We start from the raw sequence: 13,093 nt of genomic DNA, 5'->3' as shown, positions 1-13,093 counted from the left end.
GCATGGTAGATAACAACAAAACTGTAGATAACAACTACAAGCATACAAGCGTATTACTGGATGAGGCGGTGAATGGCCTGAACATCCGTGATAACGGCATCTATATTGACGGAACTTTTGGCCGTGGTGGCCACTCGCGCCTGATTTTGTCTCAACTTGGGCCAGAAGGGCGCTTGATAGCAATTGATCGTGACCCACAAGCTATTGAAGCGGCGAAATCGATTACCGACCCCCGTTTTTCTATTGTGCACGGCCCGTTTTCTGATTTGGCCCATTATGTGCGGGAATTGGATTTAGTCGGCCGTATCGATGGCGTATTGCTGGACTTGGGTGTTTCCTCTCCCCAATTGGATGATCCAGAGCGCGGTTTCTCTTTCATGCGTGATGGGCCGTTAGACATGCGGATGGACCCAACTCGTGGGTTATCAGCAGCTGACTGGCTGATGAAAGCCGGTGCTGACGATATTGCCTGGGTATTGAAAACCTTTGGTGAAGAGCGTTTTGCCAAGCGCTTAGCCAAGGCTATTGTTGAGCGCAACCTCACGCAGCCAATGACTCGCACCAAAGAACTGGCCGATTTGATCGCTAACGCCAGCCCATTCCGCGAAAAGCATAAGCATCCGGCAACCCGCAGCTTCCAGGCTATCCGTATCTATATCAACAGTGAATTGGAAGAGATAGAGCGCGCATTGGATGGGGCGCTTGAAGTGCTGGCACCTGAAGGCCGCTTGTCCGTCATTAGCTTCCATTCTCTGGAAGACCGTATTGTGAAAAACTTTATCCGCCATCACAGCCGTGGGCCGCAAGTGCCGGCGGGGCTGCCATTGACGGAAGCACAGCTGCGCAGCATGGGTGGGCGCACCTTGAAATCCGCTGGCAAAATGATGCCTCCGGATGCCGAGGTGGCTGAAAACCCACGGGCGCGTAGCTCGGTATTACGTTTTGCCGAGAGGATTAAAGAGTGATAGGCAACGAACGCCACGGTTTAGTTGGAGTCATCGGCGGTGATTTAATCCGCAATGCGAAGATTCCATTAATTTTACTGATCGCGGTGTTAGTGTCTGCTGTTTTGGTGGTGACCACCGCCCACCGTACGCGCTTGCTCACTGCTGAGCGCGAGCAACTGGTACTGGAGCGGGATGCGCTGGATATTGAGTGGCGCAACCTAATTCTGGAAGAGAACGCATTAGGTGATCACAGCCGGGTTGAAAGTATCGCGATTGACAAATTGAAAATGCAACACGTTGATCCATCACAAGAAAATATTGTGGTTCAGTAATGGTTTTTTCCAATAAATAAAGGAATTTGTCGCCACCATGACTCAGAGTAGCCAAGGTAACGCATGAAAGCAGCGCGCCCCGGGAAGTTAAAGCGCCAGGAAGAACAAGCCAGCTTTATAAGCTGGCGTTTTGCGTTGTTGTGCGGCTGTATTTTGCTGGCATTAGTCGGCTTGATGTTGCGTACCGCCTATCTGCAAGTCATTAATCCCGATAAGTTGGTGCGCGAGGGCGACATGCGCTCATTGCGGGTACAGGAAGTTCCTACCGCCCGAGGCATGATAAGTGACCGCTCTGGCCGCCCATTGGCCGTCAGTGTTCCGGTTAATGCGGTTTGGGCGGATCCGAAAGAGTTAACCGAGCGCGGCGGCATTACGCTAGATACGCGCTGGAAAGCGTTGTCTGATGCGCTGGAAATCCCATTAGACCAACTGGCGACCCGCATTAATGCCAACCCGAAAGGTCGCTTTGTTTATCTGGCTCGTCAGGTTAATCCGGCGATTGGCGACTACATCCATAAGCTGAAATTACCCGGCATCTATTTGCGTCAGGAATCGCGCCGTTACTATCCAGCAGGCCAGGTGATGGCGCATATCATCGGTGTGACTAACATTGATAGCCAAGGTATTGAAGGCGTAGAGAAAAGTTTTGACCGTTGGCTCACCGGGCAGCCTGGCGAGCGTACCGTCCGTAAAGACCGCTATGGCCGGGTCATTGAGGATATTTCCTCGGTGGATAGCCAGGCGGCGCACAATCTGGTGTTGAGTGTTGATGAGCGCTTGCAGGCGCTGGTCTATCGCGAACTGAACAATGCGGTGGCATTCAACAAAGCAGAGTCTGGTACAGCAGTGCTGGTGGATGTAAACACCGGCGAAGTGTTGGCGATGGCGAACAGCCCATCCTACAACCCGAATAACCTGACCGGTACGCCGAAAGATGCCATGCGTAACCGGGCAATAACCGATATTTTTGAACCCGGCTCGACAGTTAAGCCAATGGTAGTTATGACGGCATTGCAGCACGGCGTAGTGAAAGAAAATAGCGTGCTGAACACCTTGCCGTACTTTGTTAACGGTCACCAGATTAAAGACGTGGCCCGTTACGCAGAGCTATCCGTGACCGGGATCTTGCAGAAGTCGAGTAACGTCGGTGTTTCTAAACTGGCGTTAGCGATGCCATCCTCAGCTTTGGTAGAAACTTACTCAAAGTTTGGGTTTGGGAAAGCGACCAATTTGGGGTTGGTCGGAGAAAGCAGTGGCTTATATCCTAAAAAACAACGGTGGTCTGACATAGAGAGGGCCACCTTCTCTTTCGGCTACGGGCTAATGGTAACGCCGTTACAACTAGCGCGAGTCTATGCAACCATCGGCAGCATGGGGATTTATCGCCCACTGTCGATTACCAAAGTTGACCCGCCAGTGGCTGGTGAGCGCGTTTTCCCTGAGCCACTGGTGCGTACCGTGGTTCATATGATGGAAAGCGTGGCACTGCCGGGCGGCGGCGGCACTAAAGCCGCAATTAAAGGCTACCGTATCGCGATTAAAACCGGTACCGCCAAGAAAGTCGGCCCAGATGGTAAGTATATGGACCGATATCTCGCTTACACCGCAGGCGTTGCGCCCGCGAGTAACCCTAGATTTGCTCTGGTTGTGGTCATCAATGACCCGCAGGCAGGGAAATATTACGGTGGTGCGGTTTCTGCACCGGTGTTCGGTGCCATCATGGGCGGTGTCTTGCGCACCATGAACATTGAGCCAGATGCATTACCCACTGGTGATAAAAGCGAATTAGTGACTAATACAAAAGAGGGTTCAGGTGGCAGATCGTAACTTGCGCGACTTACTCGCTCCTTGGGGGCTAGACCTCCCGGAGCGTGCGCTACGGGAAATGACATTAGACAGCCGAGTTGCCGCTGCCGGGGATTTGTTTGTCGCCGTTGTCGGCCATCAGACGGACGGGCGTCGCTATATTCCGCAAGCTATTGCCCAAGGTGTGGCGGCGGTGGTCGCGGAAGCCGATGGTGTGGCACCAGATGCCAGTATGGTCGAGATGCATGGCGTTCCTGTTATTTATCTGCGTGATTTGAATCAGCACTTATCTAAGCTGGCGGGGCAATTTTACCATCAGCCGGGTGCTGCATTACGGTTGGTCGGTGTGACCGGAACCAACGGCAAAACCACTACCACCCAATTGTTGGCGCAATGGGCTCAGATGTTGGGCGAAACCAGTGCGGTGATGGGGACAGTTGGTAATGGCCTGTTAGGGCAAGTTATCCCAACGGAAAACACCACTGGCTCAGCAGTTGATATCCAGCATTTGCTGCGCAATCTGGTTGACCAAGGGGCGACGTTCGCCGCGATGGAAGTTTCTTCCCACGGTTTGATTCAAAACCGCGTAGCCGCATTGCCGTTTGCTGCCGCAGTGTTCACTAACTTAAGCCGCGACCATCTGGATTATCACGGCAATATGGCGAGTTACGAAGCGGCAAAATGGCTGCTGTTTTCCACCCATCAATCCGAACACAAAATTATTAATGCTGATGACGAAGTCGGTCGCCGCTGGTTAGAGCAGTTGCCGCAAGCTGTCGCCGTCAGCATGGAAAGCAATGTTCCTGCGGGCTGGAATGGCCCATGGCTGTCTGCCACTCAGGTTCAGTATCACGATAACGGCGCCAGCATCGCTTTTGATTCAAGCTGGGGCGTAGGTCAGTTAGAAAGCCGCCTGATGGGGGCATTTAACGTCAGTAACCTGCTGGTGGCGCTGTCAACGCTGCTCTCACTGGGTTATCCGTTAGCAGAATTATTAGCCGCAGCACCTAATTTGCAACCGGTGTGCGGGCGGATGGAAGTATTTAACGCGCCGGGCAAACCGACGGTGGTGGTGGATTATGCCCACACGCCGGATGCATTGGAAAAAGCACTGGCGGCGGCCCGTTTGCATTGTAAAGGCCAACTGTGGTGTGTGTTTGGCTGTGGTGGCGATCGTGACAAAGGTAAGCGCCCACTTATGGGCGGTATTGCGGAGCAGCTTGCGGATAGGGTGGTCGTCACTGATGATAACCCGCGCAGTGAAGAGCCGCAGGCGATTGTCGCTGATATCCTCAGCGGTTTGCTGGATGCCGGACATGCGCAAGCCATCCATGGCCGTGCTGAAGCGGTCACCAGCGCTATTATGCAAGCTAAAGCCGATGATGTAGTGCTGATCGCCGGCAAAGGACATGAAGATTATCAATTAGTTGGCAATCGCCGGCTGGACTACTCCGACCGTGTTACTGTCGCGCGTTTGTTGGGGGTGGTGGCATGATTAAGGTCTCGCTGCATTTCTTGTCCGAGCTGCTTAACGCCGAGCTTATTACCAGTGATAAAGGCGGCAATAACCTCGAGATAACCGAAGTGACCATTGATACCCGTAAGGTCACACCGGGGTGTCTGTTTGTGGCGCTGAAAGGCGAACGTTTTGATGGACATGATTTTGCAGAAGATGCTGTTGCCGCTGGTGCCGGAGCTTTGCTGGTAAGTAAACACTTACTGGTGGGCGCGCCGCAATTAGTGGTTAAAGATACTCACCTGGCATTGGGGCAGCTTGCTGCCTGGGTTCGTGAACAGGTTCCTGCCCGGGTGGTGGCGTTAACGGGTTCATCGGGTAAAACCTCGGTAAAAGAGATGGTTGCAGCCATTTTGCGCCAATGCGGCAAGGTGCTGTATACCGCCGGTAACTTCAATAATGATATCGGCGTGCCGTTGACCTTGCTGCGTCTGACCCCCGAATATGATTTTGCTGTCATTGAACTTGGCGCTAATCACATCGGTGAAATTGCTTACACCACCGATTTAAGCCGCCCAGAAAGTGCTTTGGTGAATAATTTAGCCGCCGCCCATTTGGAAGGTTTCGGATCTCTGGCCGGTGTGGCGCAAGCTAAAGGCGAGATTTTTGCTGGGTTGCCTGCGAATGGTACTGCAATTATCAATGCTGATAGCAATGATTGGCCGCACTGGCAGGAAACTCTGCATAACAAGCGGGTCTGGCGTTTTTCGCCTCATGGCGCAGAAGATATCGATTTTTTTGCCAGTGACGTGCGTATTACACCAAAAACGACGAATTTCACTTTGCATTCTCCCTTCGGCACTGTGGCTATCGAGTTGCCGCTACCGGGGCGACATAATATTGCCAATGCGTTAGCCGCTGCGGCATTAGCCATGTCGGTTGGCGCGAGCTTAGCCGCCGTTCACGAAGGGCTGACACAGCTACAGGCCGTGCCGGGCCGCTTATTCCCCATAGAGCTTGCCGCAGGTAAGTTGCTACTGGATGACAGCTATAACGCCAATGTTGGCTCCATGACCGCCGCCGCGCAAGTGCTGGCTGAAATGCCGGGCTACCGGGTGATGGTGGTCGGTGATATGGGCGAGTTGGGTGAAACCGCCGTCGATTGCCACCGTCAGGTTGGCGAAGCCGCGAAACAGGCGGGTGTCGACAAAGTGCTGAGTGTCGGCGTATTAAGCCAGACGCTGAGTGACGCGAGTGAGTGTGGCGAACATTTTCAGGATAAGAACACATTGACAGCCCGAGTCAGTGAATTGCTGCTCGAACATCCAGTTATCACTGTTTTAATTAAAGGTTCACGTAGCGCCGCCATGGAAAATGTCGTGCGTGCGTTACAGGAGAAAGCATCATGTTAGTTTGGCTGGCTGAATACTTAGTAAAATTTTACTCGGGCTTTAACGTCTTTTCCTATTTGACGTTCCGCGCCATTGTCAGTCTGTTGACGGCATTATTTATCTCATTGTGGATGGGCCCGCACCTGATTGCCTATCTACAGAAATTGCAAATTGGTCAGGTCGTGCGTAATGACGGGCCGGAGTCACATTTCAGCAAGCGCGGCACTCCCACCATGGGCGGGCTGATGATCCTGTTCTCCATCACTATTTCGGTGCTGATGTGGGCCTACCCATCTAACCCGTATGTCTGGTGTGTGCTGTTCATTCTTATTGGTTATGGGATTGTCGGTTTTATTGATGATTACCGCAAAGTGGTACGCAAAGACACCAAGGGCTTGATTGCCCGCTGGAAATACTTCTGGCAGTCAATCATTGCGCTGGCGGCGGCTTTCGCCATGTACAGCATCGGCAAAGATACTTCGGCCACCGAGTTGGTGGTGCCATTCTTTAAAGACGTCATGCCGCAGCTTGGTTTGCTGTACATCCTACTAGCTTATTTCGTGATTGTCGGCACCAGCAACGCGGTCAACTTGACCGATGGGTTGGATGGCTTGGCGATTATGCCAACCGTGTTTGTTGCCGCGGGTTTTGCATTGGTTGCCTGGGCGACCGGTAACGTAAACTTCGCTGCATACCTGCATATTCCTTACCTGCGCCATGCCGGTGAGCTGGTGATTGTCTGCACCGCGATTGTCGGAGCCGGGCTGGGCTTCTTGTGGTTTAACACTTATCCGGCGCAAGTGTTTATGGGCGATGTCGGCTCCCTGGCATTGGGCGGCGCGCTGGGCACCATCGCGGTATTGCTGCGCCAAGAGTTCTTATTAGTGATTATGGGCGGGGTGTTCGTGGTTGAAACGCTGTCGGTCATCTTGCAAGTCGGTTCCTTTAAGTTACGTGGGCAGCGGATTTTCCGCATGGCCCCGATTCATCATCATTACGAACTTAAAGGCTGGCCGGAACCACGGGTGATCGTACGCTTCTGGATTATTTCGCTGATGCTGGTGCTGATTGGCCTGGCGACGCTGAAGGTGCGGTAATTATGGCTGATTATCAGGGTAAAAAAGTGGTCATTATCGGGCTGGGGCTAACCGGCCTTTCCTGCGTTGATTTCTTTATGGCGCGTGGCGTTACGCCGCGCGTTATGGATACCCGTATCAATCCGCCGGGTTTGGATAAATTACCAGAAAGTGTCGAACACCATGTGGGTGACTTGAACCCGCAGTGGCTATTGGATGCTGATTTGATTGTCGCCAGCCCCGGTATTGCGCTGGCACATCCTGCATTGAGTGAAGCGGCGGATGCGGGAGTCGAGATTGTCGGTGATATCGAACTGTTCTGTCGTGAAAATCAAGCGCCAGTGGTGGCGATTACCGGCTCTAACGGTAAAAGCACCGTGACCACCTTGGTCGGCGAGATGGCGAAAACCGCCGGTTGGCAGGTGGGTGTCGGCGGTAATATTGGTGTCCCAGCGCTGACATTATTGCAACAGCTGGCTTCGCAAAAACAAGAAAACCAGTTGGTGGTGTTGGAGTTATCCAGCTTTCAGTTAGAAACCACCTCCAGCCTGCGAGCGAGCGCTGCCACCCTATTGAATGTCACGGAAGATCATACTGACCGTTATCCATTCGGTTTGCAGCAATATCGCGCAGCTAAACTGCGAGTGTATGAAAACGCTAAAGTTTGTGTTGTGAATGCCGATGACGCGCTCACCATGCCAGTGCGTGGTGCGGATAGCCGCTGTATCAGTTTTGGGGTGGATGTCGGTGACTACCATCTGAATAAGCAGCAGGGTGAAATCTGGCTGCGGGTTCGCGGTGAGAAAGTGCTCAATACCCGAGAAATGAAATTGAGTGGGCGACATAACTACACCAATGCGCTGGCTGCACTGGCGTTGGCGGATGCCGTCGGTATTCCGCGCTCATCAAGTTTGACCGCGTTGACGACTTTTACCGGTCTGCCACACCGTTTCCAATTGGTGCTTGAGCGCAATGGCGTACGTTGGATTAATGATTCCAAAGCCACCAATGTGGGCAGCACCGAAGCGGCACTGGATGGCCTACAGGTTGATGGCACTTTGCATCTGTTATTGGGCGGCGACGGGAAATCAGCTGATTTCTCTGGTTTAACCCGCTTCCTGCAAGGCGACCATATCAAGATTTATTGCTTTGGCCGCGATGGTAAACAACTGGCTGAGCTGCGCCCGGAAGTTTCTCAACTGACGGAGACCATGGAGCAGGCTATGGCACTGCTGGCGAAATCATTAGCACCGCGGGACATGGTGTTGTTGTCGCCCGCTTGCGCCAGTTTGGACCAATTCCGCAGTTTCGAGCAACGTGGTGATGAATTTGCTCGTCTGGCAGAGGAGTTGGGCTGATGCGTATGCCGGGGCTGGGGCTGTTCAATACCGTAAAACATTTTGTGATGGGGTCGCGCGAAAGCGATACCACCAGCATGGTGCTTTACGACAGAACCTTGCTGTGGCTGACATTTGGCTTGGCGATTATCGGTTTTGTGATGGTGACGTCGGCTTCAATGCCGATTGGTCAGCGTTTGGCCAGTGACCCTTTCCTGTTTGCCAAGCGCGATGCACTGTATCTGGCGCTGGCTTTTGGTATGTCGCTGGTGACCCTGCGTATCCCGATGGCCGTCTGGCAGCGCTACAGTAATATTATGTTGCTGATTTCTATCGTGATGCTGCTGGTGGTGTTGGTGGTGGGTAGCTCAGTCAACGGGGCATCACGCTGGATCTCATTGGGGCCGCTACGCATTCAGCCCGCTGAGTTATCCAAGCTGTCGCTGTTTTGTTATCTGGCCAGTTATCTGGTGCGCAAAGTGGAAGAAGTTCGCAGTAACTTCTGGGGCTTCTGCAAACCGATGGGCGTGATGGTTATTCTGGCGGTATTACTGCTGGCGCAACCCGATTTAGGCACTGTGGTGGTGCTGTTTGTCACGACGTTGGCCATGTTGTTTCTGGCTGGCGCAAAAATGTGGCAGTTCCTGGCGATTATCGGCTCGGGTATTTTTGCTGTTTGCCTGTTGATTGTGGCGGAACCTTACCGTATGCGCCGGGTAACTTCGTTCTGGAATCCATGGGAAGACCCCTTCGGCAGCGGTTACCAGCTGACCCAATCACTGATGGCTTTTGGTCGCGGTGAGTTTTGGGGGCAGGGGCTAGGGAATTCAGTGCAAAAACTGGAGTATTTACCGGAAGCACATACTGACTTTATTTTCGCGATTTTAGGCGAGGAGCTCGGGTATTTCGGTGTGGTTCTTGCATTGTTAATGGTATTCTTCGTCGCTTTTCGTGCTATGTCCATTGGGCGTCGTGCTTTAGAGATAGATCAGCGATTTTCCGGCTTTTTAGCCTGCTCGATTGGCGTTTGGTTTAGCTTCCAGGCGCTGGTTAATGTTGGGGCTGCCGCGGGGATGTTGCCTACCAAAGGTTTGACCTTACCGCTGATAAGTTATGGTGGTTCGAGTCTGATTATTATGTCAACGGCCATCGTGTTGTTGTTACGCATTGATTTTGAAACACGTTTGGCTAAAGCCCAGGCGTTTGTAAGGAGTGCCCGATGAGTGGGAAAACCAAGCGTTTAATGGTGATGGCCGGTGGCACCGGGGGGCATGTCTTCCCCGGTTTGGCCGTGGCACATCATCTAATGGCGCAAGGCTGGCAGGTGCGTTGGCTCGGCACCGCAGACCGAATGGAAGCGTCATTGGTACCCAAAAACGGCATTGAAATTGATTTTATTCAGATTTCTGGTTTGCGTGGCAAGGGCTTGATGGCCCAACTGACCGCCCCGGTGCATATTTACCGCGCGGTGCGTCAGGCGAAGAAAATCATGCGTGATTACCAGCCGGATGTGGTGCTGGGAATGGGCGGTTATGTTTCCGGCCCCGGTGGTTTAGCGGCATGGTTGTGCGGTATTCCGGTGGTATTGCATGAGCAAAACGGCATTGCGGGTTTGACTAACCGTTGGTTGGCCAGAATCGCGAAAAAAGTTTTACAGGCATTTCCGGGGGCGTTCCCTCATGCCGATGTCGTGGGTAATCCGGTTCGCACCGATGTATTGGCGCTGCCATTACCGGCTGAGCGTTTGAACGGCCGTGAAGGGCCGATTCGGGTGCTAGTCATCGGGGGCAGCCAAGGTGCGCGGGTACTGAATCAAACCCTGCCGCAGGTTGCCGCGATACTGGGTGAGCAAATAACGGTTTGGCACCAAGTGGGTAAAGGCGCTTTGCCCGATGTCCTGCAAGCTTACCAGCAAGCAGGGCAGGGTGATAAACACCAAATTGTTGAGTTTATTGATGATATGGCCGCCGCCTATGCTTGGGCTGATGTGGTGGTTTGCCGTTCGGGCGCGTTGACGGTCAGCGAAGTGGCTGCCGCAGGGTTACCGGCGATTTTCGTGCCTTTCCAGCATAAAGATCGGCAGCAATATTGGAATGCATTGCCGCTGGAGAAAGCGGGGGCGGCGAAAATTATCGAGCAACCGCAATTTACAGCGCAAGCGGTCAGCAGCCTGTTGGCTGAGTGGGACCGCGCAAGCTTATTGACGATGGCTGAGCGGGCAAGAGCCGTGGCTATCCCAGATGCAACTGAGCGAGTGGCCGCCGAAGTGGTCGCTGCCAGTAAGTGATACTGAAAAGATAGTTATCGCTCGCATTTATGCGGGCTGCGAATATGTAACAGACAAAAAAGTGAAGAAAACGTGAATACACAACAATTAGCGAAACTACGAACTATCGTGCCCGAAATGCGTCGCGTCCGGCACATTCACTTTGTTGGCATCGGTGGTGCCGGCATGGGTGGTATCGCTGAAGTGTTGGCAAACGAAGGTTATCAGATTAGCGGTTCAGATTTGGCTCCCAACCCGGTCACTCAGCATTTGGCTTCATTGGGCGCACAGATTTATTTCCATCACCGTCCAGAAAATGTGCTGGATGCCAGTGTGGTGGTGGTTTCAACGGCGATTTCTGCGGATAACCCCGAGATTGTCGCGGCTCGCGAGGCGCGTATTCCGGTGATCCGCCGCGCAGAAATGTTGGCTGAATTGATGCGTTATCGCCATGGGATTGCTGTCGCTGGCACCCACGGTAAAACCACCACGACGGCGATGGTTTCCAGTATTTATGCCGAAGCGGGTCTGGATCCAACATTTGTCAACGGCGGTTTGGTTAAAGCGGCGGGCACTCATGCGCGTTTGGGCTCCAGCCGTTACCTGATTGCAGAAGCCGATGAGAGTGATGCGTCATTCCTGCATTTGCAGCCGATGGTCGCCATTGTTACCAATATCGAACCTGACCATATGGATACCTATCAGGGTGATTTTGAGAACTTAAAACAGACATTTATTAACTTTTTGCACAACTTGCCATTCTATGGCCGTGCCGTGATGTGTATCGACGACCCTGTGGTGCGTGAGTTATTGCCGCGTGTTGGTCGCCATATCACCACTTATGGTTTCAGTGATGACGCCGATGTGCAGATTGCCAGCTATCGGCAAGAAGGCCCACAAGGGCACTTCACACTGAAACGCCTGGATAAGCCGTTGATGACGGTGACCCTGAATGCACCGGGCCGTCATAACGCGCTGAACGCCGCGGCAGCGGTTGCAGTAGCGACCGAAGAAGGCATTGAAGACACGGACATCCTGCGTGCGTTGGTCGGGTTCCAGGGGACAGGTCGCCGTTTTGATTTCCTCGGTAACTTCCCGCTGGCACCCGTCAACGGCAAAGAAGGTAGCGTCATGCTGGTGGATGACTATGGCCATCACCCAACAGAAGTGGATGCCACAGTTAAAGCGGCGCGTGCCGGTTGGCCGGATAAACGTATTGTGATGGTTTTCCAGCCGCACCGTTATACCCGAACGCGTGATTTGTATGACGACTTTGCCAATGTGCTGTCGCAAGTGGATGTTTTACTGATGTTGGATGTGTATGCCGCCGGTGAAGCGCCAATTCCAGGGGCTGACAGTCGCTCGTTATGCCGTACCATCCGCAATCGTGGCAAATTGGACCCGATTTTGGTGTCAGACAGTGAAACTGTCCCTGAAGTATTAGCGCAAGTGCTGAATGGCGATGACCTGATTCTGGTTCAGGGCGCTGGGAACATTGGTAAAATTGCTCGTAAGTTGGCTGAGCTTAAATTGCAGCCACAGACAAAAGATGAGGAACATCATGGCTGATAAAATTGCGGTACTGCTGGGTGGAACCTCCGCTGAACGTGAAGTTTCATTGCTATCGGGCCAGGCGGTTTTAGCCGGTTTGAGAGAAGCCGGTATCGACGCCCATGGGGTGGATACCAGAGACTTCCCTGTCACTCAATTGAAAGAACAGGGTTTTGATAAGGTCTTTATTGCCCTGCATGGCCGTGGTGGCGAAGACGGCACGCTACAAGGCGTATTGGAGTTCCTACAACTGCCCTATACCGGCAGCGGCGTGATGGCTTCGGCCCTGACCATGGACAAATTGCGCACCAAATTGGTGTGGCAAGCCTCAGGTTTGCCAATATCGCCTTATGTGGCGCTGAACCGTCAACAGTTTGAAACACTTTCCTCAGAGGAATTAGCGGCATGTGTCGCTAAGCTTGGCCTGCCATTAATCGTTAAGCCAAGCCATGAAGGCTCTAGCGTGGGGATGAGTAAGGTTGACCGGGCTGGCGAATTGCATGCTGCTCTGGTTGAAGCTTTCCGTCATGACACTGATGTGCTGATTGAAAAATGGTTGAGCGGGCCGGAATTCACGGTCGCTATTCTTGGTGAGGATGTTTTACCGTCCATCCGGATCCAGGCACCCGGCGTGTTTTATGATTATGAAGCCAAGTATCTGTCTGATGAAACACAGTATTTTTGCCCAAGTGGTTTGAGTGCTGAGTTAGAGCAACAATTAGCAGAGTTAGCATTGCAGGCATATCAGGCACTAGGTTGCAGCGGTTGGGGCCGGGTTGATGTCATGCAGGACGGCGACGGCGGTTTCTATCTGCTGGAAGTAAATACTTCACCGGGGATGACCAGCCACAGTTTAGTGCCGATGGCTGCCCGCCAATATGGGTTGAGTTTTTCCCAGTTGGTGGCCCGAATTCTGACGTTGGCTGACTGA

11 protein-coding genes are annotated in these 13,093 nt (G+C 52.9%); all 11 read left to right on the top strand.

Features of this window, described 5'->3' with window-relative positions:
- The first annotated feature begins 2 nt into the window (after positions 1-2).
- Entirely contained in the window at positions 3-965 is a 963-nt protein-coding gene (rsmH, locus tag FTA91_RS09890; RefSeq protein ID WP_038636306.1) for a 16S rRNA (cytosine(1402)-N(4))-methyltransferase RsmH, read from the top strand.
- Positions 962-1,279: a cell division protein FtsL gene (gene ftsL, locus FTA91_RS09885; protein WP_032819138.1), complete on the top strand. Its 318-nt coding sequence runs from the start codon at positions 962-964 to the stop codon at positions 1,277-1,279. Before rsmH ends, ftsL begins: the two co-directional genes overlap by 4 nt.
- A gap of 63 nt (positions 1,280-1,342) precedes the next feature.
- Entirely contained in the window at positions 1,343-3,106 is a 1,764-nt protein-coding gene (locus FTA91_RS09880) for a peptidoglycan glycosyltransferase FtsI (RefSeq protein WP_005156878.1), read from the top strand.
- Positions 3,093-4,580: a UDP-N-acetylmuramoyl-L-alanyl-D-glutamate--2,6-diaminopimelate ligase gene (murE, locus tag FTA91_RS09875; RefSeq protein WP_050113698.1), complete on the top strand. Its 1,488-nt coding sequence runs from the start codon at positions 3,093-3,095 to the stop codon at positions 4,578-4,580. The genes FTA91_RS09880 and murE overlap by 14 nt, the downstream gene beginning before the upstream one ends.
- The gene (gene murF, locus FTA91_RS09870; protein ID WP_050113699.1) at positions 4,577-5,953 is read left to right on the top strand and encodes a UDP-N-acetylmuramoyl-tripeptide--D-alanyl-D-alanine ligase; all 1,377 of its coding nucleotides are present in this window, start codon (positions 4,577-4,579) and stop codon (positions 5,951-5,953) included. Before murE ends, murF begins: the two co-directional genes overlap by 4 nt.
- Entirely contained in the window at positions 5,947-7,029 is a 1,083-nt protein-coding gene (gene mraY / locus FTA91_RS09865) for a phospho-N-acetylmuramoyl-pentapeptide-transferase (RefSeq protein ID WP_050113700.1), read from the top strand. Before murF ends, mraY begins: the two co-directional genes overlap by 7 nt.
- A gap of 2 nt (positions 7,030-7,031) precedes the next feature.
- Positions 7,032-8,366, top strand: coding sequence for a UDP-N-acetylmuramoyl-L-alanine--D-glutamate ligase (gene murD / locus FTA91_RS09860; RefSeq protein WP_050113701.1), 1,335 nt, complete (start codon positions 7,032-7,034; stop codon positions 8,364-8,366).
- Positions 8,366-9,568, top strand: a complete 1,203-nt coding sequence (gene ftsW / locus FTA91_RS09855) for a cell division protein FtsW (protein WP_050113702.1) — start codon at positions 8,366-8,368, stop codon at positions 9,566-9,568. The genes murD and ftsW overlap by 1 nt, the downstream gene beginning before the upstream one ends.
- Entirely contained in the window at positions 9,565-10,632 is a 1,068-nt protein-coding gene (gene murG / locus FTA91_RS09850) for an undecaprenyldiphospho-muramoylpentapeptide beta-N-acetylglucosaminyltransferase (RefSeq protein WP_050113703.1), read from the top strand. The genes ftsW and murG overlap by 4 nt, the downstream gene beginning before the upstream one ends.
- Positions 10,633-10,704: 72 nt before the next feature.
- On the top strand, positions 10,705-12,180 hold the full coding sequence (gene murC, locus FTA91_RS09845; RefSeq protein WP_145534321.1) for a UDP-N-acetylmuramate--L-alanine ligase: 1,476 nt from the start codon (positions 10,705-10,707) through the stop codon (positions 12,178-12,180).
- Entirely contained in the window at positions 12,173-13,093 is a 921-nt protein-coding gene (locus FTA91_RS09840) for a D-alanine--D-alanine ligase (protein WP_145534324.1), read from the top strand. Before murC ends, FTA91_RS09840 begins: the two co-directional genes overlap by 8 nt.

Source organism: Yersinia thracica, assembly GCF_902170565.1.
Lineage (GTDB): Bacteria > Pseudomonadota > Gammaproteobacteria > Enterobacterales > Enterobacteriaceae > Yersinia > Yersinia thracica.
This window is presented reverse-complemented; position numbering and strand designations above follow the sequence as displayed.

What these genes read in the sequence shown, in the direction of transcription:
- FTA91_RS09840 (WP_145534324.1), top strand. Translation starts at nt 12,173, where the DNA reads ATGGCTGATAAAATTGCGGTACTGCTGGGTGGAACCTCCGCTGAACGT.
- ftsW (WP_050113702.1), top strand. Translation starts at nt 8,366, where the DNA reads ATGCGTATGCCGGGGCTGGGGCTGTTCAATACCGTAAAACATTTTGTG.
- rsmH (WP_038636306.1), top strand. Translation starts at nt 3, where the DNA reads ATGGTAGATAACAACAAAACTGTAGATAACAACTACAAGCATACAAGC.
- murF (WP_050113699.1), top strand. Translation starts at nt 4,577, where the DNA reads ATGATTAAGGTCTCGCTGCATTTCTTGTCCGAGCTGCTTAACGCCGAG.
- murG (WP_050113703.1), top strand. Translation starts at nt 9,565, where the DNA reads ATGAGTGGGAAAACCAAGCGTTTAATGGTGATGGCCGGTGGCACCGGG.
- mraY (WP_050113700.1), top strand. Translation starts at nt 5,947, where the DNA reads ATGTTAGTTTGGCTGGCTGAATACTTAGTAAAATTTTACTCGGGCTTT.
- murD (WP_050113701.1), top strand. Translation starts at nt 7,032, where the DNA reads ATGGCTGATTATCAGGGTAAAAAAGTGGTCATTATCGGGCTGGGGCTA.
- FTA91_RS09880 (WP_005156878.1), top strand. Translation starts at nt 1,343, where the DNA reads ATGAAAGCAGCGCGCCCCGGGAAGTTAAAGCGCCAGGAAGAACAAGCC.